This is a genomic window from Paraburkholderia sp. J94 (assembly GCF_905220285.1).
GTDB lineage: Bacteria > Pseudomonadota > Gammaproteobacteria > Burkholderiales > Burkholderiaceae > Paraburkholderia > Paraburkholderia tropica_A.
Genome location: NZ_CAJMZH010000005.1, coordinates 147,062 through 173,590, shown reverse-complemented (window position 1 = coordinate 173,590; position 26,529 = coordinate 147,062). Strand labels below are relative to the sequence as shown.

The following is a 26,529-nucleotide window of genomic DNA, read 5'->3' as shown; positions in this document are numbered from 1 at the left end:
TGCGCGCGCGAACCCGGTAGAATCGCGCCATCAGGGAGGCGGAATAAAGCCGGAGAAAAGCTATGCGAGTCCTCGTTATCGAAGACGAGCCCAAGACGGGCGCCTACGTCAAAAAAGGCCTGGAGGAATCGGGCTGCAGCGTGGACCTCGCGACCGACGGCGCTCAGGGGCTGCTGCTCGCGCAGGAGGAGGAGTACGACGTGATCGTGCTCGACGTGATGCTGCCGGTGCTCGACGGCTGGGCCGTGCTCAAGCGCCTGCGCGCGAGCAAGCCCACGCCGGTGCTGTTTCTCACCGCGCGCGACGATGTGGCCGACCGCGTGCAAGGCCTCGAACTCGGCGGCGACGATTACCTCGTCAAGCCCTTCGCCTTCGTGGAATTGCTCGCGCGCGTGCGCACGCTGGCGCGCCGAGGGCCGCCACGCGAAGCGGAAAGCATGCGCATCGCCGACCTGGAAATCGACGTGATTCGCCGCCGCGTGAAGCGCGGCACCACACGCATCGATCTCACGCCGCGCGAATTCTCCTTGCTGCAACTGCTCGCACGCCGCCAGGGCGAAGTGCTGAGCCGCACGCAAATTGCCTCGTTCGTCTGGGACATGAACTTCGACAGCGACACCAACGTGGTCGAAGTCGCCATTCGCCGCTTGCGCGCGAAAATCGACGAAGGGTATCCGAACAAGCTGATCCACACGGTGCGCGGCGTGGGCTACGTGATGGAAGAAAAGGACGCCGACTGATGGCGCGCCGCTCGCTCGCGGTCACGCTCGCAGTGGCGTTCAGCGCCACCACGCTCGCGGTGTTCGTCTGCGTGGGCTGGTATCTCTATCTCGCGCTCGCGCAGCAGGTGCGCAAACACGACGATCAGGACGTGGTGCTCGCCGCGCGCCACGTGCGCCGCCTCGCGGTCGAACTCGGCACCGCGCAGGACGCGCTCACGCACGCGCAGCGGCTCTCCAGCGCCGTGCTCGGCAATCCCGCGCTCGCCATGCAGGTCGTCGATGCGCAAGGCCGTCAACTCGCCGCGCACGACGAAGGCGAGACCTTCGACGAACCGCCCACGCCGCTCCACAACGCCGTCACCGCCGCCGATGTCGATCTGTCGCCCGCCCATGCGGGCGCGCTCGTGCTCGCGCCCGACGCGCGCATCACCGATAGCGCGATTCGCGAATGGCGCAGCGCGCGCGGCGTGCCGCTGCGCAGCGTCGCCTTCGACGTGACGTTGCGCGACGGCGCGACCGTGCGCGTGGCGATCGCGCGCGATATGCGCGGACCGCTTAGCCTGCTCGATTCATATCGCGACACGCTCGGCTTCGCGGGCAGCGTCGGCACGCTCGTCGTGCTGCTCGGCAGCTACGCGTGGATTCGCCTCGCGTTGCGGCCGCTGCGCCAGATCGCCGATCAGGCGCGCGAGGTCAACGCGTACCGGCTCGATCAGCCAATCCGCGTGAAGCACCTGCCTGGTGAACTGGCGACGCTGGTGGCGTCGCTGAACGCCATGCTCGAACGTTTGCACGCGGGGTTTCAGCGTCTTTCGCAATTCACCGCCGATCTCGCGCACGACATGCGCACGCCGCTGAGCAATATTCGCGGCGCGACGGAAATCGCGCTCGCGCGGCCGCGTCCCGAAGAGGAGTATCAAACGGTGCTCGCTTCGAATCTGGAGGAATGCGAACGACTTTCGCGCATGATCGAGAACGTGATTTTTCTCGCGCGCGCGGAGCATCCGCGCTTCGAAACGCGCCGCCGTACTTTCGACGTGTACGACGAACTCGAACGTATTGCGGGCTATTTCGAAGGGCTGGCGGAAGAGGCGGGGCTGGCGATTCGCGTCGACGGCAGCGGCACCTTGAACGCCGACGTCGAACTGTTTCGCCGCGCCTTGAGCAATCTGATTGCGAACGCGCTGCGCTATACGCCGACGGGCGGCACAATCGCGTTGACGGCCACGCCGTCCGCGGACGCGCTCGAAGTCGTGGTCGAGAATCCCGGCACGCCGATTCCGCCTGAACATCTCGAACGTATTTTCGAGCGCTTCTATCGCGCCGATCCTTCGCGCACGAGCGCGCCCGAAGCGATGGGCGCGGGCGCGTCCGCCGGACTCGGGCTCGCCATCGTGCGCACGGTGATGGAGTTGCACGGCGGCAGCGTGCGCGCGGAAAGCGACGCGCGCAGCACGCGCTTCATTCTCCGCTTCACGCGCGACGCTGTCTGAACAGCCGCGCTTTATTCCGCAGCGCTCCACGTGCCGCCCAGCGCCTGAATCAATCGCACGCAGGCATCCATTCTTCGTCCTTCGATCACCACCGCGTCGCGTTCGTTCGTGAGTGCAATCGTCTGGGACGTGACCACGTCGAGATAACTGACCGCGCCCGCATTGAAGCGATTCGTCGTCAGTTGCAAGGCCTGCTGTGCGGCTTGTGCGGCGCGTTGCTGCGTCAGCGATTCGTCGGCGAGCGCTTGCAGCGCGGAGAGATTGTTCTCCACCTGTTCGAACGCGACGAGCACGGCTTGCCGATAATCGGCCACCGTGCCGTCGTATTGCGCGGTCGCGCCATGCAACGTGGCCGTGCGCTTGCCGCCATCGAACAACGTACCGACGAGTTGCGGCCCGATCGACCAGAACAGACTCGGCGCGCTGAGCCACGGCGCGAAGAACGAACTTTCGAGACCCGCCGTCGCGCTCAACACGAGATTGGGAAAGAACGCTGCATGCGCTGCGCCGATCTGCGCATTGGCGGCGGCGACGCGCCGTTCGGCGGCGGCAATGTCGGGACGCCGCTCGATCAATTGCGAGGGCAGGCCCGGCGGAATGGTCGGCAGCGTGAAACGCGTTTGCGCGGCAGGCAGCGAGAATATCGAAGCCGGTTCGCCGATCAGCGTGGCCATCGCGTGTTCGAGTTGCGCGCGGTTCACGTCGATATCGCGGGCCTGCGTGCGCGTGCTGTCGAGCTGCGCTTGCGCCTGCGCGACGGCGGAAGCATCGATTGCGCCATTGCGTTGCTGATTCTGCACGATGCGCAGCGCGTCCGCATACGCCTGCACGCTCGCATCGAGCAATTGCTTTTGCGCGTCGAGCGAACGCAGGTCGAAATAATCGACCGCGAGTTGCGCGCTCATCGCCAGCCGCACGGATTCGAGATCGGCTGCGCTCGCCTGGGCGTTCGCGCTCGCGCTGGTGACTTCGTCGCGAATGCGGCCGAACACATCGGGTTCCCATGTGGCCGATACGCCCACGGCGTAATCGGGAATCGTCTTGCCCGCGAGCGACGAACCCTGCTTGTTCGCGGACGTGCGATAGCGGTCCTGCGCGACGCCCGCCGTAATGGTCGGCAGAAAGCCCGCGCGCTGATAATCGGTCAACGCGCGCGCCTGATTCAGATTCGCGAGCGCCTTGCGCACGCTTTGATTCGACACGTCGATACGCGCTTCGAGCGTATTCAATTCCGTGTCGTTGAAAACGGTCCACCACGCGCCGCGCGGCGTGGCGTCGGCGGGCGTTGCGACCTGCCACGCCGATTTGTTCGCCGATTTGTTCACCGACGCGTCGGACGAACCCGCGAAATGCGCGGGCACTTCGACCTTGGGCGGCTGATACGGCGCGACCGTCGAGCACGCAGCCAGCGTGGCGATCACGGTCGAGGTTAGCGCAGCGGCGAGCGCGCGTTTGGGCAGCGTGCAGAGACTCATGATGATTGCTTCGCTCCCGCGCCAGGCGATGAAGTGGCGATGCTGACCGCTTCGCCGTTCGTGATGCTGTCGCCGGGATTGTCGATCACGCGATCGGTGTCGGCGAGACCCGAAGTGATTTCCACATGCGTGCCGAAATCGCGGCCCAGATGCACGAGCTTGATGTGCACTTTGCCGCTCGCATCGACGGTGGCGACGGACACGCCATCGGGACGGAACAGCAGCGCGCTCACGGGAATGTCGAGCGCGGGTGTCGCGGTCGTGAGTGCGAGATGCGCCTGCACATAGCCGCCGGGCAGCAGCGCGCCGTCCGCATTGTCGACGTCGATTTCCACGCGCAACGTGCGGCTCACAGGATCGAGCGCGCCCGCCGTGCGCGCGACGCGCGCGTTGAAACGCCGCCCAGGATATTGCTGCGTCGTCAGCCACGCCTGCGTGGCGGGCGTGATGCTTGCCGCGTCGTCTTGCGGCACATCGACGAACACACGCAAGGTCTGCGTTTGCGAAAGATGGAACAACTCGTTCGCGGCCGTGGGCGTGCCCGGCGTGCCGCCTGCGGTGACGAGCGCGCCCACGTCCACGTCGCGCGACGTGATCACGCCGTCGAACGGCGCGGTGACTTTTTCATACGAGACCAGTTGCGTCAGGCGCGCGACGTTCGCTTGCGCGGCCGCGAGCGCGGCCTGTTTCGTCTGCATGTCGCTGGTCTTGGCATCGGCGTCCTGCTGCGCGACCGACTGGCTTTGCAGCATGGTTTGCCAGCGCGCGGCAGTCGTTTTCGCATACGCATACGCGGCTTGCGCGGAGACTTCGTCGGCGCGCGCGGCGCGCAATTGCGCGTCGAGATCGGGCGCGGCGATATCGGCGAGCACCTGGCCCGCCTTCACGTGCGTGCCGATGTCGGTGTACCAGTGCGCGATATAGCCGCTCGTGCGCGCGTAAATCGCGGCATCGGCGTAAGGCGTGGCGGCGCCGGGCAGCGCGAGGTCTTCGCTCGCGGGCGCGTGCTTCGGCTGCACCACGGAAACGGTGAGCGTGTTTTGCGTGGCCGTTTGCGCGGCGAGCGCCTGGCTCGCGCGCAGCCGCGGCACCACGCCCGCCGCGAGCAGCGCAAGCGCAAGCGCGGCGAGCAAGGGCAGGGCGTACGAGCGTGAGCGGCGTTTGGCACGCGTGCCGCTTTCGGGTGAATGGTCGATGTCGTTCATGATCGTGAATCGAGCGAGAGAGAGGGAAGCGCCAGGTGCTAAGTGCGGAATGCGAAGCACGTGGTGTTATTGGTCGGCGTCGGCGGCTTGCACGTCGAGCGCGGCGGCGTCCTGCGCTTGCTGAGCGTCCCGCGCTTCGGCGCGCGCCTTGCGGCGGGCGAGCCAGCCATGCACGATGCTGAACACCACCGGCACGAACATCAGCGTGGACAGCGTGCCGCACGCGAGCCCGCCGATCACGGCGCGGCCGAGCGGCGCGTTCTGCTCGCCGCCGTCGCCGAGCCCGAGCGCCATCGGCAACATGCCGATCAGCATCGCGAGCGCGGTCATCATCACAGGGCGAAAGCGCGTGAAGCCCGCTTGTTCGGCGGCGTCGGCGGGCGAGAGCCCTTCGGCCAGACGCTCGCGCGCGGCGGTGATCACCAGAATGCTGTTCGCGGTAGCGATGCCGATGCAGAGGATCGTGCCGGTGAGCGCGGGCACGCTGATCGTCGTGTCGGTGGCGAACAGCATCCACGCGATGCCCGCGAGCGAGGCGGGCAGGCCGCTCAGGATGATGAGCGGATCGAGCCACGACTGGAAGTTCACGACCATCAGCAGATAGACTAGCGCGACGGCGAATACGAGACCGGTCAGGAGGCCTGAGAAAGCTTCGTGCATGGCCTGCACCTGGCCGCGAATCACGATGGACGAACCGGGCGGCAGCTTCGCTTCCTCGCTGTGCACGATGGCGGCCACGTCGTTCGCCACGCCGCCGAGATCGCGGCCCTGTACCGAGCCAAAAATATCGAGCACGGGCTGCACGTTGTAATGCGAGACCACGGCCTGCTGCGTCGCGCGCGTAAAGCTGCCGAGCGAGCCGAGCAGGTTCTGCACGGGCGGCGCGCCGTTCGCGTTTTGTGCCGCGTTTTGCGGGCCATTCACGTTGCTCGCGCTCGAACCGGTGAGCGGCAGATTCGCGAGCGCTTGCAGCGAATTCACGTCGTACTGCGGCATCATCACCAGCAGCGGATAGCTCACGCCGTTCTTCGGATCGAGCCAGAAATTCGGCGTGGTCTGCGAGCTGCCCGAAAGCGCGATCAGCAGATTCTGCGCGACGTCGCGTTGCAGGAGGCCCGATTGCATCGCCTTGGTGCGGTCCACGTCGACATTGATGGCGGGTGCGTCGCCCGGTTGCTGCAGGCGCGCATCGACGAGACCGTGCACGCCGCGCAGCTTCGTGAGCAGATCGTTGGCGACGACGCGATTCGCCGCGAGCTTGTTGCCGACGATTTGAATATCGATTGGCGCGGGCAAGCCGAAGTTGAGAATCTGGCTCACGATGTCGGCGGGCAGGAACGCGAAGGTCACGCCGGGAAACGCCTTCGGCAGCGCCGCGCGCAATTGCGCGACGTATTGCTCAGTCGGTCGATGGCCGGGTTTGAGCGACACCATCACGTCCGCGTCTTCGGTGCCGATCGGGTCCGAGGAATCGTAGGTGAGATTGATGCCGCTGACCGGCACGCCGATATTGTCGAGGATCGCGCCCTGATCGGCGGCGGGAATCACGCTGCGAATGCGCGCTTCCACTTCGTCGGTGAGACGCGCGGTTTGTTCGATTCGCGTGCCGGTGGGCGCGCGCAGATGCAGGCGGATTTCGCCGGTATCGACGCTCGGAAAGAAGTCGCGGCCCGTGAAGGCGAGCAGTGCGAGCGAGGCGAAACAGCAGCCGAGAAAGACCGGAATAAAGCGGCGGCGATTGGCGATGGCGCCTACGAGCGCCGCGCGATAGCGCAAACGCAACGCTTCGAAACGGGCTTCAAATGCGGCCTGAAATTGCGTGACGCGCGCGACGAACGCATTTGCGCGCGTCTTGCCCGGTGCACGTTGCTTGAGCAAATAGAGCGCGAGCGTGGGCACCACCGTGCGCGAAAAGAAATACGACGCGCACATGGCGAATATCACCGCTTCCGCCATCGGCACGAACAGATAATGCGCGACGCCGGTGAGCAGAAACATCGGCGCGAATACGATGCAGATCGACAGCGTGGAAACGAATGTCGGCACCGCGATTTCGCCCGAGCCATTGAGAATGGCGTCGTAAAGCGGTTCGCCGTTTTCGAGGTGATGCGTGATGTTTTCGATGGCGACCGTCGCGTCGTCCACGAGGATACCCACGGCCAGCGCGAGGCCGCCGAGCGTCATGATGTTGATGGTCTGGCCGAGCGCGGAAAGCGCGAGTATCGACGTGAGCACCGCGAGCGGAATCGACACGGCAATGATGAGCGTCGCGCGCCAGCTGCCGAGAAACAACAGGATCATCAGCGCGGTGAGCGCGGCGGCGATCAGCGCTTCGCGCACCACGCCGCCAATCGCGGCCTTCACGAATACCGACTGGTCGCCGAGCGGCGTGATCTTCAGCGCTTTCGGCAGGCCTGCCGCGATATGCGGCAGCAGCGCGCGCACCTGATCGATGATCGTGAGTGTGGAGGTACTGCCGGTCTTTTCGACCGTGAGCAGCGCCGCGCGCTTGCTGTCGCTGCGCACGATATTGGTTTGCGGCGCGTAGCCGTCGCGCACGTGAGCGACATCGCGCACATAAATCACGCTGCCATTCACGGTCTTGATCGGCAGATTGTTGAGCGCGGCGATGCTGTCGGTGCTGCCGTTCATCTGCACGTTGTATTCGCGCGCGCCGATTTTCGCGGTGCCGCCCGGCAAGATCAGGTTCTGCGCGTTGATCGCATTCACCACGTCGAGCGGCGCGAGACCTTTTGCCTGCAACGCGTGCGGGTCGATATCGACCACGATCTGACGCACCTTGCCACCGAACGGCAGCGGCACCGATGCGCCTTGCACCGTTGCGAGCTGCGTGCGGATGAAGCTGTTGCCGAGGTCGTAAAGCTGCTGTTCGGCGAGCGTCGCGCTCGACAGGCCGAGTTGCAGGATCGGCACCGTCGAGGCGTTATAGGTGATGATGTTCGGCGGCAGCGTGCCGGGCGGCAGCACGCGCAGAATCGACGCCGAATTGCTCGCGGCCTGCGCGATGGCGCGATTGATATCGGCGCCCGGATGAAAGAACACCTTGATGACCGACACGCCGTTCAGCGATTGCGATTCGATATGCTCGATATCGTCCACATCGGAAGTCAGCGCGCGTTCGTAATTCGAAGTGATGCGCTGCGCCATGTCCTGCGCCGAAAAGCCGTTATACGACCAGACGATGCTGACCACCGGAATATCGATGTTCGGAAAGATATCGGTGGGCGTGCGCAGAATCGCGAGCGGTCCCGCGATCAGAATGAGAATCGCGAGAACGGCGAACGTATAAGGGCGGCGCAGGGCGAGCCGGACAATCCACATGACGAACCTGTTTGACGGTGAGCGCGCGCGGCGTGCAGGACAACGCGCGCGCAATGCGGGCAGAAGTCGGCAGTCTGACGTCGGGGGCTTTGCCGCAGGGTGACCGTCGGATTACAAAATCGTCATGTGGCGAGGCGGATCAGACCTCGAGGGTGCGCAGCGGATCGAAGGCGCGGTTTTCCCAGACCAGTTCGCCGGCGCGATGCGCCTCGCCGGCATTGAGCGGATAGCCGCGCGGATTGGTCACGACGCGCGCGCCATTCGCGCGATAGTCGAACGAATCGTGCACGTGGCCGTGAATCCAGAGATCCGCGTAGGGCAGCAAATAACGCAGATCGCTGAGAAAGGCGGGATTGTCGGGATGCGTGGCGAAGCGGTCGTGAATCGAATCGGGCGAAATGCCGTGATGCGTGACCACGATCGTTTTGCCCTTGAATGGCGTCGCCAGTTCGCGCACGAGCCAGGCCACCGAACGCTGATGTTCGAGCAAGGCGTCAGCGGGGCTGAATGGCGCGCGGCCGTCGAGCGTGATCGCGCTGTGATCCGAATTGGTGTCGAGCGCATATTGCATGTCGCGCGCGCGATTGCCGTAGAGCGCGTAATCGGTCCACAGGCAGCAGCCCAGAAAACGCACGTTGCCGATCACGGCCGCGCTGCGCTCCAGAAAGTGGATCGACGTGCCTTCGGCCTTCGCGTGCAGCGCGGCGGTCACGTCGGGCCACGCGCCGCCATAGGCTTCGTGGTTGCCGCTGACGTAGACCACCGGCACGGGCCAGTTCGCGAAGGTGTCGATGGCGTGTGTGCCGCGATGAATGTCGCCGGCGAGCACGAGCACGTCGGCGTCCGGGGCGGGCGGAAAAGGGGGCGCCTCGGCAAAGCGCGCATCGAGCGCGTCGAGGTGCAGATCGGAAGCGATCTGAATACGCATAAGGGGCCTGCCAACGAAGCGGAGAATCTGACGCTGCGTATTATCGCGAATCCAGCCGATTGGGTGCAGCTTCGCTTGCAGGCGCGCCGTTTGCATGATCGCTCGTGCATGCTGCAATCGCGGGTTCAGGTGCCGGAGTCGCGTTCTCCGCGATCTGCCACGCTACGAGTCCGGGCAGATAGAACAGCAGATCGCGCACGCGGCGCGCGCCCGCGAGCGCGAGGCAGGTGGGCGCGTCGATGCCCAGCACGGAGCCGATCAGCACGAAACCGCCTTCCTGCACGCCCAGACTGCCGGGCACCAGAAACGCGATGCTGCTCGCGAGTTGAATGAGCGCTTCGAATACGAAGGCCTCGGCGAACGTTGCGTCCACACCTAATGCGTGCAGCGCGACCCAGATTTCGAGCGCGAGGCCGAGGCATTGCAGCGTTTGCCAGATCACGAGGTATTGCATCACCACGGAAGTCTGACGCCAGACCGATTTAATCGAATCGTCGATACGCCGCGAATTGCCAATCAGCCCATAAACCTTACCGCCCGTTACGCGATTGACGAGATTCGCCGCGCGCTCGAACGGACGTGCGTGCTGCACGAGCGCAAACAGCAAAAGAATCGGCGTAAAGAGCGCGATGCCGAGCGCGAAATGCGCGGCGACGCGCGCGCCCATGCTGCTCGCCTGAGCGAGCAGGTACGCGATCGCGAGCAGCGCGAAAATCACCTGGCTGATCAGCGTGAGCTGCATGTCGGTGACGAGGCTCGCGACGATCGCGGCGGGCCGCACGCCTTCGCGGCCGAGCAGGCGGAACGACACCAGTTCGCCGCCGATGCGCGCGACCGGCAGCAAGCCGTTGACCGATTCGCGTATCCACACGAGTTTGAGCATGAACGCAAACGTCGGGCGCTGCGCGCGCCGGATCAGCAGGCGCCAGTCCCACGCGTTCGCGAGCATCGGCAGCACGTGGACGAGCGCCGCGATCACGAGGCCGACGCCGGCCTTGCGCATCAAATCGACGATGGTTGCAGGGTTGTCTCGCCAAACGAGCCAGATCGCGAATAGCAAACCGCAGAGTGCGGCGACGCGACCGACGTGCTTCATATTCATTCTGGTCCAGCTTATATAAGGAAGAACACGCTTATCCGATGCGGCCAACGGCTCATTCATCCGATGAAAGCGTCAGCATGCCCGCGCGATTGACGCGGAAGCGGTGGCCCCGCCACATGACATGCGAGGAAAGAAAACTGCAGAGATACACCGTGAATTGCACGATATCCCACATCGGCAGCAGCCACCAGCCTCGCGCGGATTGAGCGGTCGCGCGGTCGACGCGCCAGCGCAGCAGTTGCCGCGCCGCAAGCGCGAGCATCAGCATGCCCGAGGCAGCGAGTGTGCCGCCCGACGCGAGCAGCGCCAGCAGTGCGAACGGCACCGGATGCATCAGGCATGAGCCGAGATGGCCGAGCCGGTCGGCGGCGCGGATCGTGCGGCTCCAGCGTAATTCGTGCGTGAACAGCGCGGTAAACGTGGCTTCGGTGCAGGCGTGATTGACCAGATGCGCGGGCACCGCGACGGTCGTGCCGATGTGGCGCGCGGCTTCGCCGAGCGCGTGATCTTCGGCGAGGTGGTGCGAAAACTGCGCCAGGCCGCCGATGGCGTCGAGCGTGGCGCGCGTCATCGCAATCGTCTGGCCAAAGCATGGGCGCGCGCGGCCAATCGCGAGTCCGGTGATCACGCCGGGCAGGAACTGATAGTGCGTGGCGGCGACCGATCCGCGTGTCCAGAAACCGGGCGCGGCGACGCCGCGATAGGCGCAGGTGACGATGCCGACGCCAGGCTGTTCGAGTTCGCCCGCGATCGCACGCAGATAGTCGCGTTCGACGCTCACGTCGCTATCGGCGAAACACAGCACGTCGTGGCGCACATGATCGAGCATGTTGACGAGATTCGCGACCTTGCGATTGGGGCCATACAGGCGCGAATCGACAACCACGTCGATGTCCGCAGCGGGAAAGCGCGCGCGCAACGCGTTCACGATGTCGAGTGCGGCGTCGTTGGCGTCGTGCACGCCGAACACGTGCTGAACCGGCCCCGGATAATCCTGATCGAAAAAACTCGCCAGATGTTCTTCGAGCCGCCATTCGGTGCCATGCAGCGGCTTCACGAGCGTGATGCCCGGAAAATGCGTGGGCGCCGCGGCTTTGCGCTTGAAAAAGCGATCGACCAGAACGGCGGCGAACAGGGTATACGCCACGCCGATGGCCGCAAAAACGGAACACGCCACGGTCGCGAGCCACGCCGCGAAATGCGCGACGGTGTGCGTCGCGGTATCGTCGAGGGCGAGCATCGCCAGCAGCGAAAGGCCCACGCTCGCCATGGCCAGAGCCTTCAGCGAGAGGTCGTCGTAGGAGCGAGGCGGGCGCATCATGCGGCGCGCACCCGGATGCGCGAGCGCGTGGTGTCGTCGAATGTCTCGTTCGACGGCATCAGCCAGAACAGCGTTGTCATAAGTCGAGTGTCGCCCTGCATCAGTCCATGCCTGGTCATAGTGTCGGTGAGTCAGGTGACGCAGCGAAGTCAGAACTTCGGGTCCGAATAACGGGGCGCATCGCGACGGCCTGCGAATGCGCCGTGGACATCGTCGAGTCTCGGCTCGCAGAGCAGGCAATGCAAGGTGATCAGCACACGATGAGGGCAATCGTGTGACAGCCCCATTATTTCCTGCGGGCCGCATGCATTGCGCAGCATGCCGCGGCTGGCCGCGTGACGATAAGCGGCATGCGCGATCACGCGCACGATCAGAACGATCAATGCGACCGACACTGCAGCCGTCAGATGAAAGGTTGGCGTGTCGAAACGCTCGGCCGGTGCGCCCATTATCAGCACGTCAATAAAGACCATGCCTTGAATACTGAGGGCGGCGAGAGCGGCGACGAGAATATGCGCTTGCCACTGGCGAATCGTCCAGAATTTCACGAATGCGACTCCAGCGGTGCGTACCGCGACAGGCATGAGTGGATTTCAAATTCCATGCGGAACCATGCATTTCGATTGCGGTAAAACGTGCGTCTTTTAACGCGCTGCAGATCGAGATCCTGTGATCGTACGAGCCGTTAGCTGAAGGCTTGCTTAAGGCTACGATGATTCGCGCGGCCTATTTCTTGACGGATCGTTACAGCGCTTGCGCTATTAATGTTTTATCAATGCCAACGTGTGCTTATGGAAAGCTTTTTGTCAGCGATCAGGATAGCAAACCAATTGAGACACCCGTGTGTCGGCTTTATGTCGCGATCTGCACGATATGCTCAACGCGCGCAATATGCGTGCTGAAACTATTCCCGCATGCAACGAATTCGCAGAATCACCTTAATGAAATCGATAATCGATTCGCGTGATTCGCATGGGTGCTTACATAACATTCCAAAAACTTTCCGGTGTTCTAGGCGTTGACCAGATACGCGCTGCGCCTCACGTTTGCCGGACAGAACACGCGAAACTCCACGGGCTCGGCGGCGGGCGTATCGGCGACGATGCCGCCCGCGTGCAGCGCATGTTGAAGCGCCGCGATGACCTGACCGTCCGGGTCCTGATCGATGGCGATATCCATGATGCCCGCGTCGATATAGTGCCGATGAATGTCGAGCATCTCGTGGCCGATCCACACGACCTCGCCCGCGAGTCCCGCTTTGCGCAGCGCCGCTTCGATGCCCGCCGATCCATAACCGGTGTTGTAGATGCCCGCGAGCGGGCCGCGCCGCAGCGCGGCGTTCACGGCGCGATAGCAGCGGTCGTCGGCGTCGTGCGATTCGCTCGACGAGACTTCGCACGCCAGGGCGGGGAAATGCTCCGCGATCTGTTCGCGGCAGCCTGCGATGCGGTCGGCGTGCGCGCGATAGTCGAGGCGTGCGGGCAAGAGCAGCACGCGGCCGGGCTTCGCGAGTCGGCCGAGAAAATAGCCCGCTGTGCGGCCCGCGCGCAGATTGTCGATACCCGCGAAATGCCGCCGCTCGATGCCGCCGATATCGGTCACCATCGTCACGACGGTTTCGCCGCGCGCGATGGCGGCGGCGAGCGCGGCGCGCACGTCGGGCGTGTCCTGCGCGGTGACGATGAGCGCGGCGCGGCGATGGCGCGTGTGACCGATCGATTCCGGCAGACGCGCTTCGTCAGCGGCGCTCAATAGCGTGCGATGCACGACCACGCGTCGGTCGAGCATCTGCATCGCGCGCTGCAACGCCTCGCGCAATCGGCTGAAGAACGGCAGGTCGCTGTCCGGCAGCAAGACGTCGATATGCACGAGGCCATGCTGCGTGTCCGGCATCGAACGCGGCACGCCAAGTTGCTTCGCGGCGGCCACCACGCGCTCGCGCGCCTGCGCGGAAACACTGCCGCGCTCGTTGAGCACACGGTCGACGGTCGTCGTGCTGACGCCCGCGAGTTCCGCGATTTCGATGAAGCGGGCGGTGCGCTTGCGCCAATGCGGCGGCGTTGTTTTCGACACGTGGCGTCTCCTGGTGGCGATGTTGCGCTGCACGCTGAGGTGCGCGCGTCGTGCTAACGCTAGAAGAAAGACGAAATTTCGTCAATCCTGGCATTGAGGCGCGCCGCGCGCTCACCTATGTTCGTCACATGAGCGCCGCGCACACGATGCGGCGCCTTCCGACAAGGAGACACAAGTGGCGCATACGGAGACTGCGGAAACGGCCGGTGCCTCGGCGCGCGAGGCGTATCGGCTGATCGGCGGCGCTGGCGAGCGCGCGCAGGCGGCCGGCCTCGTCAACGCGGACTGGTACAAATGCGCGGTGCCGCGCGCGACGATGAAGCAATTGATGCAGCGCAGCGACGGCCGCGCGATTCGCGACACCTTGCTCTGGTACGCGTCGATTATCGCGAGCGGCGCGCTGGCCGGTTACGCGTGGCATTGGCATTCTTTTTGGGCGATTCCCGCCTTTCTGCTTTACGGCACGCTCTATTGCAGCCCCGCGGATTCGCGCTGGCATGAATCCGGTCACGGCACCGCGTTTAAAACGCGCTGGATGAACGACGCGTTGTATCAGGTCGCGTCGTTTCAGGTATTCCGGCGCGCGACGGTCTGGCGCTGGAGCCACGCGCGTCACCATACCGATACGCTCGTGGTCGGGCGCGACCCGGAAATCGGCGCGCAGCGTCCCACCGACTGGCTTGCGCTCGGCCTCAATATCTTCGCGATCAAACATGTGGCGCACGAGCTGCCACGCATGGTGAGCGCAGCGTTCGGCCGTATCGGCGCGGAAGAAGAGACCTTTATTCCGGCTTCGGAATGGCCGAAGGTGATTCGCGAGGCGCGTATCGCGCTGGCGGTTTATGTGCTCGTGATTGCTGCGTGCATTGGCTTTCGCTCGATTTTGCCGCTGCTGTATATCGGCTTGCCGAGTTTGTATGGCGCGTGGCTGTATCTGTATTTCGGACTCACGCAGCACGCAGGCATGCCCGAGAACGTGCTCGATCATCGCCGCAATTGCCGTACGGTGAGGATGAATCCGCTATTTCGTTTTCTCTACTGGAACATGAATTACCACGTCGAACATCATATGTTTCCGATGGTGCCGTTTCATGCCTTGCCGAAATTGCACGATGTAGTGAAAGACGATATGCCCACGCCGTATTCCAGCACGATTGCGGCGTATGCGGAAATCATTCCGGCGCTGGTGCGGCAGACGCGCGATCCTTCCTATGCGGTTGCGCGGCCGATTCCGGGCGCGGGCGTCGCGCAGGCATGAAGCGCGCAACAACGTAACGCGAAAACACGACACGACAATCAGGAGACGAACATGACGCAATGGATCGACGCTGCCGCGCTCGACGATATCGAAGACGAAGACGTGATGCGCTTCGATCACGCGGGCCATACTTACGCGATTTATCGCATCGGCGAGGATGTGTATGCGAGCGATGGACTCTGCACGCATGAGCAGGTGCATCTGAGCGATGGACTCGTGATGGGCCACGTGATCGAATGTCCCAAACACAATGGCCGATTCGATGTGCGCGACGGACGCCCGCTGTGCGCGCCAGTCTGCGAAAAACTCAAGACGTGGCCCGCGAAAGTGGAGGGCGGGCGCATCCTGCTCGAAATCTGAAGTCGATAAATCTGAAGTCGATATCGAGGGCGCGCCGCCGTGCGTTATTCCACAGGCAAGCCGAGAATTGCGCAGTAAAACGCGTATTCGGCCTTGAGCGCATGCGCCTGATTGGCCGCCTTGCGAAAACCGTGGCGCTCGTCGGCGTAATAATGCGCTTCCACGCGCACGCCGTTTTGTTCCAGCGCGGTCACCATGCTGCGCGTTTGATCGGGCGTGACCACGGCGTCGAGTTCGCCCTGGAAGAAAATCACCGGCACGTGGATTTGGCTTGCATGCAGCAGCGGCGTGCGCGCGCGATAACGTTCGAGATCGGCAACCGGGTCGCCGATCAGCCAGTCGAGATAATCGGCTTCGAATTTATGCGTGTGCTCGCCGAGCGTGAGCGGATCACTCACGCCATACAGGCTGCCGCCACCGCGAAACACGTCGCGGAACGCCAGCGCGCAGAGTGCCGTGTAGCCGCCGGCGCTGCCGCCGCGAATGAAGGCGCGCGCGGGATCGATGCGGTGCTGCGCGGCGAGCCAGGCGACGGCGTTGCAGGAGTCGTCGACGTCGGCCACGCCCCAGTTGTCGCGCAGCGCTTCGCGGAACGCGCGGCCGTAACCGGTGCTGCCGCGGTAGTTCAGATTGACGACGGCGAAGCCGCGCTGCGTCCAGTACGGAATGCGCGGATCGAACACGGGGTAGCAGGCCGAGGTCGGGCCGCCGTGAATGAACAGCACAACGGGCGGTGCTTCGATATCGCCTTCGGGCGCGTAGAAATAGCCGTGCGCGTGCTGATCGCCGCTCGGAAAACGCAGGATCTCCGGCTGCGGAATGCGTGCGTCGGGCATCATCGGCGAGACCTCGGCCAGCACGCGCACGCGATGATCGCGCCGTCCGATCGCGAGCACGGCGGCCGGGCAGGTGGGCGACGCGGCGATGCAGTAAAGATGGTCGGCGTCGGCGGCGAGATTGCGAAAGCGGCTGTAGCCGGCGGCGAGTTCATGGCACGCGCCATGCGCATCGCGATGACCGAGCTTGCCCCAGCCGTTCTCCATCCACGCGCCCAGATTCGTGCCGTCGTCGAGCGCGATCCAGCTGCGTCCGCCGAGTTGCCACGGTGCGGCCGCGTGATCGGCGGGCGTGCCCGGCAGCGCTTCGAGCGCGCCGTTGGCTTCGCGCCAGGGCTGCCAGAAGCCCGCGCGATCGCTGAGGCAATACAGGTGGCCGTGCGCGTCGAAATGCGCCTGTTGCAGCGCTTCTTCGCGCGCGTCGCCCGCGAGCGTGCGCGGCGCGCTCCAGCCTTGCGCGGTGCGTTCGCTGATGCGCAATTGCGTCGACGTCCACGGCTGATGCGGTCGCTGCCATTCGATCCACGCGAGCCGTGAGCCATCGGGGCTGATGCCGGGCGCGGCGTAGAAGTCGCCGCCTTCGGCGAGCACCGTGCGCGCGCCATCGTCGAGCGCGATCGAGACGATGCGATGCGTGCCGCCTTCCTCTTCGACCGCGAGAATCGCGCCGTGGCTGAAACGCAGATCGCCATAACGCCGCGTGCCCTGCGTGAGCGCGGCGGGCGCGGCATCGCCTTCAATCGGCTGCCGATAAAGCTGCTGATCTTTCTCGTTGACGAATACCAGCGCATCGCCCGCGATGCAGAACGAGCCGCCGCCGTATTCGTAGACGCGTCCGCGCACGCTGAAGCCATCGGGCGTGAGGCAGCGCGGCGCATGGCCATCGTCATGAGGCACGGCGCGCCAGATGCGGCAGGCCGCATCGGCGGGATCGTACGCAGTCCAGAAGACTCCGCGATCGCTCGCGGCCAGTTCGATGAAATCCTTGCCGGCTGCGACGGCCTGCTCGGCGGTGATGCGCTCAGGGATTGCCGAGCGTGCGGGAGTTTCGGTCATTGCGGAAGATGAGCGGTTGGGTCGTGGGCACCGGCTGCGCCGCCTCGCTGCGCGCCTGCACGATGATGCGGTGCTCGGGCGATTTTCCGCACACGGGGTCCGCGTTCGCCGCGTCGCCGGTCAGCATGAACGCCTGGCAGCGGCAGCCGCCGAAGTCCTTCTGTTTCTCGTCGCACGAGCGGCATGGCTCGGGCATCCATGCGTCGCCGCGAAAGCGGTTGAAGCCGAACGAGTCGTACCAGATGTGGCGCAGATCGTGATCGCGCACATTGGGAAACTGAATCGGCAACTGGCGCGCGCCGTGGCACGGCAGTGCGGTGCCGTCGGGCGTGACGGTGAGGAAAATCGCGCCCCAGCCGCCCATGCAGGCCTTCGGACGCTCCTCGTAATAATCGGGCGTCACGAAAATGAGCTTGCACGGATTGCCGCTCGCTTCGAGTTTTTCGCGGTATTCGTTGGTGATGCGTTCGGCGCGTTCGAGCTGCTCGCGCGTGGGCAGCAATTGCGCGCGATTGAGCTTGGCCCAGCCGTAAAACTGGCAGGTCGCGAGTTCGACGAAATCGGCTTCGAGCGCAATACACAATTCGATGATGCGATCGATATCGTCGATGTTATAGCGGTGCGTGACGAAGTTCAGCACCATCGGATAACCGTGCGCCTTCACGGCGCGCGCCATCGCGAGTTTCTGCGCGAACGCCTTGCTCGAACCGGCGAGCATGTTGTTCACCTGCTCGTCGCTCGATTGAAAACTGATCTGAATATGATCGAGGCCCGCGCGCTGAAAATCGGCGATCTTCTGTTCGGTCAGACCAATGCCCGACGTGATCAGATTGGTGTAATAGCCGAGTTTGCGCGCCTCGCCGATCAATTCGGCGAGGTCCTGGCGCACCAGCGGCTCGCCGCCGGAAAAACCGATTTGCGCCGCGCCCATCGCGCGCGCTTCGGTCATCACGCGAATCCAGTCCTGCGTGCTCAGCTCGTTGCCCTGACGCGCGAAATCCACGGGATTCGAGCAGTACGGGCATTGCAGCGGGCAGCGGTAGGTGACTTCCGCGAGCAGCCACAGCGGCAGGCCGACGCTCGGGGCAGCGGGCGAGGGTTTCAGTTCAGACAAGATCGATCCAGTGCTTTTCACGCGCGACGAGCATGAACTGCTCGACGTCTTCGGCCAGTTCGGGCACGCCGGGGAATTGCGTGTTCAACTGGTCGATGATGGCCGCGACGCTGCGCTCGCCGTCGATCAGCGAGCCGATGGCCGAGGCGCTTTCATTGAGCTTCACCATGCCCTCGGGATAGAGCAGCACGTGCGCGTCTTGCGCGGGCTCGAACTGAAAGCGATAACCCCGGCGCCAGACCGGTTTCAGATTGCGGTCGAAATTCACAGTGTGTTCCTTTAGCGGTCTTTTAAAGACCTTTATGCCAGACGCGCTCGTTCGTGACCGAATGATAGGGCGGGCGGCCGAGTTCGTAGGCCATCGACATCGCGTCGAGCATGGTCCACAGAATATCGAGTTTGAATTGCAGAATCTCCAGCATACGCTGCTGGCTTTCATACGTCGTGTAATGCTGCAACGTGATCTGCAAACCATGCTCGACATCGCGGCGCGCCTGGCTCAGACGCGAGCGGAAATACTCGTAGCCGCGCGGATCGATCCACGGATAATGCGCGGGCCACGTATCCAGACGCGACTGATGAATCTGCGGCGCGAACAATTCCGTGAGCGAACTGCTCGCCGCTTCCTGCCAGCTCGCGCGGCGCGCGAAATTCACGTAAGCATCCACTGCGAAACGCACGCCGGGCAGCACGAGTTCCTGCGAGCGCAATTGCTCGGGATCGAGCCCGACGGCTTCGCCCAGACGCAGCCACGCTTCGATGCCGCCGTCTTCGCCCGGCGCGCCGTCGTGGTCGAGCAGACGCTGGATCCATTGGCGGCGCACTTCGCGGTCGGGACAATTGGCGAGAATCGCTGCGTCCTTCATCGGAATGTTGACCTGGTAATAGAAGCGGTTCGCCACCCAGCCCTGGATCTGCTCGCGGGTCGCGCGGCCTTCGTACATCGCCACGTGATACGGATGATGAATGTGGTAGAACGCGCCTTTCGCGCGCAGGGCCTGTTCGAATTGTTCGGGAGTGAGGGCGGTTTGGCTCATGACTCGGTCCTGTGGCTGCGCGGCGAATTCGCGCGCGGGGGCTTCGGAAATCGCGTTCGGCGCGCGGTGGATGGCGGCGTGCGTGATGTCGGAAGCGTGTTCGTCAAATCTCGATGCTCATGCCGTCGAACGCGACTTCCACGTTGCGTCGCGCCAGTTCCGCACGCTCGGGCGAATCCTCATCGAGAATCGGATTCGTATTATTGATGTGCGTGAGAATCTTGCGCGCGCGCGGAAACTGCTCAAGCACTTCCAGCATACCGCCCGCGCCGCTTTGCGCGAGATGGCCCATCTGGCTGCCCGTGCGCGTGCCCACGCCGCGTTGCTGCATTTCGTCGTCGGTCCAGAGCGTGCCGTCCACGAGCAGGCAGTCGGCGGCATGCATGCGTTCGAGCAAGGCCGCATCGACTTCGCCGAGTCCGGGCGCGTAGAACAGTTTGCCGCCGGTGCGCAGATCTTCGATCACGAGACCGATGTTATCGCCTTCGTGCGGATCGTGGCGATGCGGCGAATACGGCGGCGCGGCGCTGCGCAGCGCGAACGGCGAGAAACGCAGATTGGGGCAGGCGGGAATCTGGAACGCCTCGCCCGAGACGATCGGGTTCCAGCGCAAGCCGCCGTTCCAGTGCTGCAGCATCGTGAAAAGCGGAAAGCCCGTGCTCAGATCCTCGTGGACCATGTCCGTGCACCAGACCTCGTGCGGGCAGCCTTCGCGCAGACTCAGCAGGCCGGTCGTATGGTCGATCTGGCTGTCCATCAGGACGATGGCGGCGATGCCGGTGTCGCGCAGCGCGCGGTTCGGCTGCATCGGCGCGAAGCCCTGCAATTGCGCGCGGATGTCCGGCGAGGCGTTGCACAGGACCCACGAGACGCCGTCGTCCGAGACGGCGATCGACGATTGCGTGCGCGCCTGGGCGCGAATGCGGCCGCTGCGAAAGCCCGCGCAATTGGCGCAATTGCAGTTCCATTGCGGAAAGCCGCCGCCGGCCGCTGAGCCGAGAATTTGAATATGCATGCTTGATGAAAGGCGACGCCGTGGCGCGCGTCAAGTGAAAAAGCCCCGGCGGGCCGGGGCTATCGTGACCGTCGATGCTGCGAATTAACGGTTCGAGATGTACATCGTGATTTCAAAACCGAGACGCAGATCGGTATAAGCGGGCTTGGTCCACATGGCGGAACTCCTTTCATTAAAACAGGTTGATCAGGCGGACGCCGGGTGAGCGTACACGCGCGCCATCCGCCTCACGCGCATCGTATCAAATTTGTGCGCAATGCCGCATTGACGTTTGCAATTGGTGTTTTCCGCTACATGAATGCACGCTAATTCCTCTGATTATTTCTATCGGCGAAATAATTAAGGGTTGAATGGCAATATTGCGCTGAATGGCGGGCATTATAGAAATGTAAGCGTCATGCGATTCACGCCATTTCACTGCGCTCACAGATCCGGCGAATCGCCGTTTCCAGCGTCACACGGCCTTTCCAGGACTCGGCGGGCGTTTCGAATTCGATCCAGCCCTCGTTGAAACCGTCGAGCATACGCATGCGCGGCAAGGGATTGCGCATGCCTTGCGCGCGGAATTGCGCCTCCCAGACCTCGCGCGGCACGCTATGCGCGTGCACGGGCTGGCCGAGCGCCTGCGCGAAAGCGGCGGCGATTTCGTTGGGCGTCACGCGGCGCGGTCCTTCGAGTTCGACGACGCGCGCGCCTTGCCAGGTTTCCTGAAGCAATTGCGCTGCCACGCGGCCGATGTCGTCGGTGGCGACCATCGGCACGGGCTTGTTCAGCGGTTGCAAAAAGCTTGCGATCGCGCCCGAGTCGCGTGCAGGCTGCGCGTCCCACGCGGCATTGTCGAAGAACCACGCCGCACGCAGAAAGGCGACCGGCGAAGGCAGCGTGCGCAGCGCGGTTTCCATCATGCCGAGCTGTGTGAGCAGATTCGGTTCGCGCGACTGTGCGCCGATGGTCGAGAGCACGACCACGCGTTCCGGCCGTGCCGCGCTCAACGCGGTATGCAGCGCCTCGATCGCGCACCGCGATTCCGCGAAATCCGGCGACGGATCGAATACCGGCGGCAGCAAGACAAACGCGCCACGCGCGCCGTCGAATGCGCGGCGCAGCGCATCCGCGTCGTTGATGTCGGCGAGCGCGACCTCGCAACCGCGCGCCGCCCACGGCGCGCCTTTTTCCGCGCTGCGTACGACCGCGCGCACCGGCAGTTGCTGTTCGATCAGCGTATGCGCGAGCGCGCCGCCGACCTGACCCGTGATTCCCGTAATGGCGTACATCGTCATGCTCCCGTTCAATGGTTCGAGGAAAGTGTTCGACGCTCGTCATTCTGGGTGCGGGCTGCGCGTTACACCATGACATGAAAGGCATTGGACTCATGACACAATGGCATGACCCGGTGATGGGCGTGATTGACGCTACAGGAGATTCACGATGTCCTTCGACGAACGCATTCTCAACGGCATGGGCGTGATGACGGCCATCGTCGACAGCGGCAGTTTCGCGGCGGCGGCGGAGCGGCTCGACATGACGCAATCGGGCGTGAGCCGTTCGGTCGCGCGGCTGGAGGCGCGGCTCGGCATACGCCTGTTCGACCGCACCACGCGCACCGTCACGCTCACCGACGAGGGCCGGCGTTTCCACGCGCAAATCGTGCCGCTGCTCGACGGGCTCGAAGAAGCCGCAGCATCGGCGGCAGGCGGCGCGAGCGCGGTGCGTGGGCGTTTGCGCGTGAACGTCGATCCGTTCTTCTCGAAGATCGTGTTGAGCCCGCGCATCGGGCAATTCATCGAGCGTCATCCCGAACTCGATGTCGATCTCATCACGCGCGACGAACTTGGCGATATGGTCGCCGACGGTTTCGATCTCGCCGTGCGCTTCGGCGTGCCGCGTCCTTCGACGCTGATCGCGCGCAAGTTGCTCGATACGCGCATCGTCACGGCGGCGTCGCCGGCCTATTTGAAGAAGCACGGACGCCCGCTCAAGCCTGCCGATCTCGAACGCGAGCCGCATCAGTGCATTCAGTATCGCGACCCGGAAACGGGGCGGCCATTCGTGTGGGAATTTCATCGGCCGCGCAAGAAAGTGACGATCGCGGCGCGCGGGCGGCTGATGGTGAACGACGTCTCGACGATGCATGGCGCGTGTCTCGCGGGCCACGGCATCGCGCAGATCATGGCGCTCGGCACGCAGCCGTTATTCGACAGCGGCAAGCTCGTCGATCTCTTTCCCGATTGGCCCGACGAACGCTTTCCGCTTTCCGCTTTACGCGCTTTATCCGTCGCGGCGTTTGCCGTCGGCGAAAGTGCGGGCGTTTCTCGACTTTATCGTCAAGATGACCGGCGCGACGTTGAAGGATGTGCCGTGGTATTGAGGCGCACGCGGCGCGAAATCCTTCTGGCGGGCGGCTTTTCTTTAGACTTTATAATCGACTGAATTATCCCGACAAAACAGAGGCTTACTGCCACTCGATTCACGCGCGGCGATAATCCGGCACACTCCGCGAAGCAACCCGGCCAACCGACTCGCCAGGCGTTTATCGTGTCCACCGACCTTCTGATTACCGTTGGCTGTCTCGCGAGCGCCATCGCGATGTTCCTGATCGGCCGCCCGCGCGCCGATGCCGTGGCGCTCATCATGATCGTCGCGCTGCCGCTCGCGGGCGTGATCACCGTGCCCGAGGCACTGGCCGGTTTCTCCGACGCCAACATTGTGCTGATCGCGGCGCTGTTCGTGCTCGGCGACGGACTCGTGCGCACCGGCGTCGCGCAGCGCGTGGGCGACTATCTGATCGCGCGCGGCGGCTCGAACGAAGGGCGGCTCGTGGTGCTGATCATGGCGGTGGTGGGCCTGATGGGTTCGGTGATGAGTTCGACCGCCATCGTCGCGATCTTCATTCCGATCGTGCTGCGCATCGCGCGTCAGTCGGGTGTCTCTCGCGCGCGCCTGCTCATGCCGATGAGCATGGCCGCGCTCACGAGCGGCATGCTCACGCTGGTCGCGACCACGTCGAATCTGGTCGTCAACAGCGCGCTCGTGCATCGCGGCCATCGCGGCTTCGGCTTCTTCGAAATCACGCCCATCGGCGTACCGATTCTGCTCGCGTGCATCGCGTGGATGCTGTTCGCGAAGCGTCATTTGCGCGGCGCCGAACGAGGCGCGACGGCCGTGCGTCCCTCGATCAACGACTGGGTGCAGCATTATTCGCTCGAAGGGCGCGCGTTCCGTTTGCGCGTGCGCGCGCATTCGGTGCTGGTGGGCCAGACGCTCGGCGAATGCGGACTCGACGACGATCCCGACGCGCACGTGGTCGCCATCGAGCGCCGCGCGCGCATGGGCACCACGGTGTTGCTCGCGACATCGGATAGCAACGTCGCGCCCAACGATGTGCTGCTGCTCGATGTCGAAAAAGAAGGTTTCGACGTGCAGGCGTTCTGCACGCGTTTCGCGCTCGTGCGGATGCGCATGTCGGGCGCGTATTTCACGGATCAAACGCACGATGTGGGCATGGCCGAGGTGATCGTGCCGCCCGATTCGAAGCTCGTCGGCAGCGAGCCGCGCAGCTCGGTGGCGCTGCGTCGTCATGGCGTGACGGTGGTGGGTTTGCGGCGCGGCGACGCGCCGCTCGCGCGCAGCCTGCAGGACACCAAAATCAAGGCCGGCGACACGCTGCTCGTGGTCGGTCCGTGGCTCAGTCTCTTTACGATGGACTCGGTCGAGCACGATATCGTCTGTCTCGCGATGCCGGTCGAAAGCGAGGCTTTCGTGCCCGCGCCGCACAAGGCCCCGCATGCACTCGCGTGCATGGCGCTGGTGATCGCGATGCTGCTCACGCCGTGGGTGCCGAACGTGCTCGCGGGCCTGATCGGCTGCCTGCTGATGGGTGCGCTCGGCTGCGTGAATCTCGATAGCGCCTATCGCGCGATTCATTGGCGCAGCCTCGTGCTGATCGTCGGCATGCTGCCGTTTTCGATCGCGCTGCAACGCACGGGCGGCATCGATATTGCAGCGGACGCGGTGTTGCGTGTCGCGGGCGGCTGGGGCGTGCACGGTCTGCTGGCGGCGATGTTCGTGCTGACGCTGGTGGTCGGCATCGTCATTTCGAGCACGGCCACGGCGGTGCTGATGGCGCCCGTGGTGATCGCGATGGCCGCGCATTTGCAGGCCTCGCCGTATCCGTTCGCGATGACGGTGGCGGTGGCCGCGTCGGCGGCGTATATGTCGCCGGTGTCCACGCCCGTGAATTCGCTCGTGAGCACGGCGGGCGGTTATCGTTTCGGCGAGTTCTTTCGTGTCGGTTTGCCTGCTTCGCTGGCGGCACTGGTCATCAACGTGTTGCTCGTGCCGTTGCTGTGGCCGGCTTATCCGCATTGAAGCGGCATGGAATGCGGCATTGAATTCCGCATGAAACGGTTGAATAGCCGATTGACGGCGCGGTGCCGCGCCGGTTAGTCTCGCGCGAGCCGGTAAGGAATTCGCCCATGAGCCTGACGAAGATCGATCTCAATCTCTTTGTGGTTTTTGAAGCCGTGTATCGCACGCGCAATCTCACGCGCGCGGCGGAACTGCTTTTCATCACGCAACCTGCCGTGAGCAATGCGCTCGCGCGCATGCGCAAATCGTTCGGCGATCCCTTGTTCGTGAGCACGGCCGCGGGCATGATGCCGACGCCCGTTTCCGAGAACATCATCGGCCGCGTGCGCGAGGCGCTTCAGCTACTCGATTCGAGCACGCATGCGGGCGAGCAATTCGATCCGGCCACGTCGCAGCGCACCTTCCGGCTCAGCATGAACGATCTCACCGAGGCCCTGCTGCTGCCCGCGCTCGAAGAAGTGCTGCAACGTCAGGCGCCCGGCATTCGCATCGAAAGCTACTTCACCACGCGCCGCGAAGTGCCCGAGGCGCTGGCGAGCGGCGCGGTCAATCTCGCCATCGACGCGCCACTGATCGACGATCCGCAACTCGAACAGCAGGCGCTGGGCTGCGACCGCTATGCGTGTCTGCTGCGCAAGGATCATCCGTTCACGAAAAAGAAACTCACGCTCGATGATTATTTGCGGCTTGGTCATATTCACGTGTCGAGCCGCAGGCAGGGGCCCGGTCTCGTCGATACCGAATTGAACAAGCTCGGCTTGCGGCGCACGATTCAGACACGCGTGCAGCATTATCTGGTTGCGCCGCTGATCGCCATGCGCACCGATCTCGTGCTGACCGCGCCGCTCGCGCTCGTGCGCCGCTACGACGCGCGCATTCTCGCGCTGCCGTTCGCGTTGCCCGAACTCGAAACGCATGGATACTGGCATCGCAGTGTGTCGGGCGACCCCGCGCATCGCTGGCTGCGCGAGCAGATCGGGCGTCTCATGCGTTCGCGCAAGCACTGAATTTCCGCGTGTGCCACGGCAGCGATGGGTAATCACCATTCGTTATGCCCGGGTATCAATAGAATAAATTTCCTGAATGCCTTGCGGGCCGGTATCGTGACTGCCATGTTCAGACGAGGATGGCATGGCGGAACTCTATCTGGTACGGCACGGTCAGGCGTCGTTCGGCGCTGAGAACTACGACGAGCTTTCGCCTTCGGGGCGCACGCAATCGCGCTGGCTCGGCGAATATTTCGCGCAGCAGGCGCTCGAATTCGACTGCGTGGTGATCGGCACGATGCGTCGTCACGAACAAACCGCCGACGCCATTCTCTGGGCCATGCGCGGTTTGCGCATCGACGTCGTGCAGGACGCCGACCTCAACGAATACGATTTTCGCGCGCTGTTCGCGGCGCGCGGCGAGTGTGGCGAAAAGGAATTCGCGTCCGGCATCGCGCCGGAAAGCTCGCCGAAACACTTCTACAAGGTCCTCAAACAAACGCTGCAACTGTGGTCCGAGGACCGCTTGCCCGGCGACTTGCCGGAAAGCTGGGCGCAGTTTCAGACGCGCGTCGAACGCGCGCGCCACGCCATTCAGCGCATGGGGCGCAAGCGCGTGCTGGTGGTCAGTTCGGGCGGCCCGATTTCCGTTTTCACGCAGCAGATCTTGCAGGCGCCCGCCGCGGCGTCGATCGCGCTGAATATGCAGATTCGCAATAGCAGCGTGAGCCATTACGTTTGCAACGAGCAGGCGATGTCGCTGGTGAGCTTCAACGCCTTGCCGCATCTCGATCACGCCGATCGGCGCGAATTCGTCACTTACGGCTGACGCGCGCGA

Annotated in this window: 22 protein-coding genes and 1 pseudogene; 8 read left to right on the top strand and 15 right to left on the bottom strand. The window is 64.0% G+C overall.

Translation table 11 applies throughout. The annotated features are described in order from the left end of the window. The first annotated feature begins 62 nt into the window (after positions 1–62). Positions 63–740: a heavy metal response regulator transcription factor gene (locus U4Y88_RS12010; protein ID WP_224013417.1), complete on the top strand. Its 678-nt coding sequence runs from the start codon at positions 63–65 to the stop codon at positions 738–740. Continuing rightward, a complete protein-coding gene (locus U4Y88_RS12005; RefSeq protein WP_321784112.1) occupies positions 740–2,215 on the top strand; it encodes a heavy metal sensor histidine kinase in 1,476 nt (491 codons plus the stop codon). Before U4Y88_RS12010 ends, U4Y88_RS12005 begins: the two co-directional genes overlap by 1 nt. Before the next feature lie 11 nt (positions 2,216–2,226). Here U4Y88_RS12005 and U4Y88_RS12000 read toward each other — a convergent pair whose 3' ends face one another. From U4Y88_RS12000 to U4Y88_RS11965, 8 genes are all read right to left on the bottom strand, one after another. Next, positions 2,227–3,690 carry an efflux transporter outer membrane subunit gene (locus tag U4Y88_RS12000; RefSeq protein WP_321784110.1) on the bottom strand — a complete coding sequence of 488 codons (1,464 nt, stop codon included), beginning with the start codon at positions 3,688–3,690 and terminating at the stop codon, positions 2,227–2,229. Beyond that, positions 3,687–4,895 carry an efflux RND transporter periplasmic adaptor subunit gene (locus tag U4Y88_RS11995; protein WP_321784108.1) on the bottom strand — a complete coding sequence of 403 codons (1,209 nt, stop codon included), beginning with the start codon at positions 4,893–4,895 and terminating at the stop codon, positions 3,687–3,689. The genes U4Y88_RS12000 and U4Y88_RS11995 overlap by 4 nt, the downstream gene beginning before the upstream one ends. Positions 4,896–4,961: 66 nt before the next feature. Beyond that, positions 4,962–8,237: an efflux RND transporter permease subunit gene (locus tag U4Y88_RS11990; RefSeq protein ID WP_321784106.1), complete on the bottom strand. Its 3,276-nt coding sequence runs from the start codon at positions 8,235–8,237 to the stop codon at positions 4,962–4,964. 139 nt (positions 8,238–8,376) lie between these two features. Beyond that, positions 8,377–9,165 (bottom strand): metallophosphoesterase, encoded by a 789-nt coding sequence (locus U4Y88_RS11985; RefSeq protein ID WP_224013412.1) that lies wholly within the window; start codon positions 9,163–9,165, stop codon positions 8,377–8,379. Positions 9,166–9,205: 40 nt separating this feature from the next. Then, positions 9,206–10,261 carry a flippase-like domain-containing protein gene (locus U4Y88_RS11980; RefSeq protein ID WP_224013411.1) on the bottom strand — a complete coding sequence of 352 codons (1,056 nt, stop codon included), beginning with the start codon at positions 10,259–10,261 and terminating at the stop codon, positions 9,206–9,208. A gap of 58 nt (positions 10,262–10,319) precedes the next feature. Then, positions 10,320–11,507: a bacteriohopanetetrol glucosamine biosynthesis glycosyltransferase HpnI gene (gene hpnI / locus U4Y88_RS11975; RefSeq protein WP_415774434.1), complete on the bottom strand. Its 1,188-nt coding sequence runs from the start codon at positions 11,505–11,507 to the stop codon at positions 10,320–10,322. A gap of 230 nt (positions 11,508–11,737) precedes the next feature. Next, complete coding sequence (locus tag U4Y88_RS11970; protein ID WP_310633105.1) at positions 11,738–12,136, bottom strand: hypothetical protein; 399 nt, start codon at positions 12,134–12,136, stop codon at positions 11,738–11,740. A 463-nt stretch (positions 12,137–12,599) separates the two neighbouring features. Further along, on the bottom strand, positions 12,600–13,661 hold the full coding sequence (locus U4Y88_RS11965; protein ID WP_321784102.1) for a LacI family DNA-binding transcriptional regulator: 1,062 nt from the start codon (positions 13,659–13,661) through the stop codon (positions 12,600–12,602). A gap of 175 nt (positions 13,662–13,836) precedes the next feature. Here U4Y88_RS11965 and U4Y88_RS11960 point away from each other — a divergent pair, with 175 nt between their 5' ends. Together U4Y88_RS11960 and U4Y88_RS11955 are read left to right on the top strand one after the other, a co-directional pair. Further along, positions 13,837–14,919, top strand: coding sequence for a fatty acid desaturase family protein (locus tag U4Y88_RS11960; protein ID WP_321784100.1), 1,083 nt, complete (start codon positions 13,837–13,839; stop codon positions 14,917–14,919). Positions 14,920–14,970: 51 nt separating this feature from the next. Next, positions 14,971–15,279 (top strand): non-heme iron oxygenase ferredoxin subunit, encoded by a 309-nt coding sequence (locus U4Y88_RS11955; RefSeq protein WP_224013406.1) that lies wholly within the window; start codon positions 14,971–14,973, stop codon positions 15,277–15,279. A 44-nt stretch (positions 15,280–15,323) separates the two neighbouring features. Here U4Y88_RS11955 and U4Y88_RS11950 read toward each other — a convergent pair whose 3' ends face one another. The 7 genes from U4Y88_RS11950 to U4Y88_RS11920 form a co-directional block, all read right to left on the bottom strand. Continuing rightward, positions 15,324–17,171: a S9 family peptidase gene (locus U4Y88_RS11950; protein WP_321784098.1), complete on the bottom strand. Its 1,848-nt coding sequence runs from the start codon at positions 17,169–17,171 to the stop codon at positions 15,324–15,326. Continuing rightward, positions 17,137–18,285, bottom strand: a complete 1,149-nt coding sequence (pqqE, locus tag U4Y88_RS11945) for a pyrroloquinoline quinone biosynthesis protein PqqE (RefSeq protein ID WP_224013404.1) — start codon at positions 18,283–18,285, stop codon at positions 17,137–17,139. The genes U4Y88_RS11950 and pqqE overlap by 35 nt, the downstream gene beginning before the upstream one ends. Continuing rightward, positions 18,278–18,553 carry a pyrroloquinoline quinone biosynthesis peptide chaperone PqqD gene (gene pqqD, locus U4Y88_RS11940; protein WP_224013403.1) on the bottom strand — a complete coding sequence of 92 codons (276 nt, stop codon included), beginning with the start codon at positions 18,551–18,553 and terminating at the stop codon, positions 18,278–18,280. Before pqqD ends, pqqE begins: the two co-directional genes overlap by 8 nt. A 22-nt stretch (positions 18,554–18,575) precedes the next feature. Further along, on the bottom strand, positions 18,576–19,322 hold the full coding sequence (gene pqqC / locus U4Y88_RS11935; protein ID WP_224013402.1) for a pyrroloquinoline-quinone synthase PqqC: 747 nt from the start codon (positions 19,320–19,322) through the stop codon (positions 18,576–18,578). 103 nt (positions 19,323–19,425) lie between these two features. Then, entirely contained in the window at positions 19,426–20,337 is a 912-nt protein-coding gene (gene pqqB / locus U4Y88_RS11930; protein WP_321784096.1) for a pyrroloquinoline quinone biosynthesis protein PqqB, read from the bottom strand. Between the two features lie 84 nt (positions 20,338–20,421). Next, complete coding sequence (pqqA, locus tag U4Y88_RS11925; protein WP_110327818.1) at positions 20,422–20,493, bottom strand: pyrroloquinoline quinone precursor peptide PqqA; 72 nt, start codon at positions 20,491–20,493, stop codon at positions 20,422–20,424. Between the two features lie 248 nt (positions 20,494–20,741). Beyond that, a complete protein-coding gene (locus tag U4Y88_RS11920) occupies positions 20,742–21,611 on the bottom strand; it encodes an NmrA family NAD(P)-binding protein (RefSeq protein ID WP_321784094.1) in 870 nt (289 codons plus the stop codon). A gap of 154 nt (positions 21,612–21,765) precedes the next feature. Between U4Y88_RS11920 and U4Y88_RS11915 the strand changes: the two are divergent. From U4Y88_RS11915 to U4Y88_RS11900, 4 genes and pseudogenes are all read left to right on the top strand, one after another. Continuing rightward, a pseudogene (locus tag U4Y88_RS11915) lies at positions 21,766–22,705 on the top strand (LysR family transcriptional regulator). A gap of 167 nt (positions 22,706–22,872) precedes the next feature. Next, positions 22,873–24,705, top strand: a complete 1,833-nt coding sequence (locus U4Y88_RS11910; RefSeq protein ID WP_321784092.1) for an SLC13 family permease — start codon at positions 22,873–22,875, stop codon at positions 24,703–24,705. 107 nt (positions 24,706–24,812) lie between these two features. After that, positions 24,813–25,712, top strand: a complete 900-nt coding sequence (locus U4Y88_RS11905; protein ID WP_321784090.1) for a LysR family transcriptional regulator — start codon at positions 24,813–24,815, stop codon at positions 25,710–25,712. A gap of 124 nt (positions 25,713–25,836) precedes the next feature. Then, on the top strand, positions 25,837–26,520 hold the full coding sequence (locus U4Y88_RS11900; protein ID WP_321784088.1) for a histidine phosphatase family protein: 684 nt from the start codon (positions 25,837–25,839) through the stop codon (positions 26,518–26,520). Positions 26,521–26,529: the final 9 nt, after the last annotated feature.

Excerpts from the sequence above, each read along its gene's own strand:
- U4Y88_RS12010 (WP_224013417.1), top strand. The coding sequence starts at position 63 with ATGCGAGTCCTCGTTATCGAAGACGAGCCCAAGACGGGCGCCTACGTC.
- U4Y88_RS12005 (WP_321784112.1), top strand. The coding sequence starts at position 740 with ATGGCGCGCCGCTCGCTCGCGGTCACGCTCGCAGTGGCGTTCAGCGCC.
- U4Y88_RS12000 (WP_321784110.1), bottom strand. The coding sequence starts at position 3,690 with ATGAGTCTCTGCACGCTGCCCAAACGCGCGCTCGCCGCTGCGCTAACC.
- U4Y88_RS11995 (WP_321784108.1), bottom strand. The coding sequence starts at position 4,895 with ATGAACGACATCGACCATTCACCCGAAAGCGGCACGCGTGCCAAACGC.
- U4Y88_RS11990 (WP_321784106.1), bottom strand. The coding sequence starts at position 8,237 with ATGTGGATTGTCCGGCTCGCCCTGCGCCGCCCTTATACGTTCGCCGTT.
- U4Y88_RS11985 (WP_224013412.1), bottom strand. The coding sequence starts at position 9,165 with ATGCGTATTCAGATCGCTTCCGATCTGCACCTCGACGCGCTCGATGCG.
- U4Y88_RS11980 (WP_224013411.1), bottom strand. The coding sequence starts at position 10,261 with ATGAAGCACGTCGGTCGCGTCGCCGCACTCTGCGGTTTGCTATTCGCG.
- hpnI (WP_415774434.1), bottom strand. The coding sequence starts at position 11,507 with ATGCTCGCCCTCGACGATACCGCGACGCACACCGTCGCGCATTTCGCG.
- U4Y88_RS11955 (WP_224013406.1), top strand. The coding sequence starts at position 14,971 with ATGACGCAATGGATCGACGCTGCCGCGCTCGACGATATCGAAGACGAA.
- U4Y88_RS11950 (WP_321784098.1), bottom strand. The coding sequence starts at position 17,171 with ATGACCGAAACTCCCGCACGCTCGGCAATCCCTGAGCGCATCACCGCC.
- pqqC (WP_224013402.1), bottom strand. The coding sequence starts at position 19,322 with ATGAGCCAAACCGCCCTCACTCCCGAACAATTCGAACAGGCCCTGCGC.
- pqqB (WP_321784096.1), bottom strand. The coding sequence starts at position 20,337 with ATGCATATTCAAATTCTCGGCTCAGCGGCCGGCGGCGGCTTTCCGCAA.
- U4Y88_RS11920 (WP_321784094.1), bottom strand. The coding sequence starts at position 21,611 with ATGTACGCCATTACGGGAATCACGGGTCAGGTCGGCGGCGCGCTCGCG.
- U4Y88_RS11905 (WP_321784090.1), top strand. The coding sequence starts at position 24,813 with ATGAGCCTGACGAAGATCGATCTCAATCTCTTTGTGGTTTTTGAAGCC.
- U4Y88_RS11900 (WP_321784088.1), top strand. The coding sequence starts at position 25,837 with ATGGCGGAACTCTATCTGGTACGGCACGGTCAGGCGTCGTTCGGCGCT.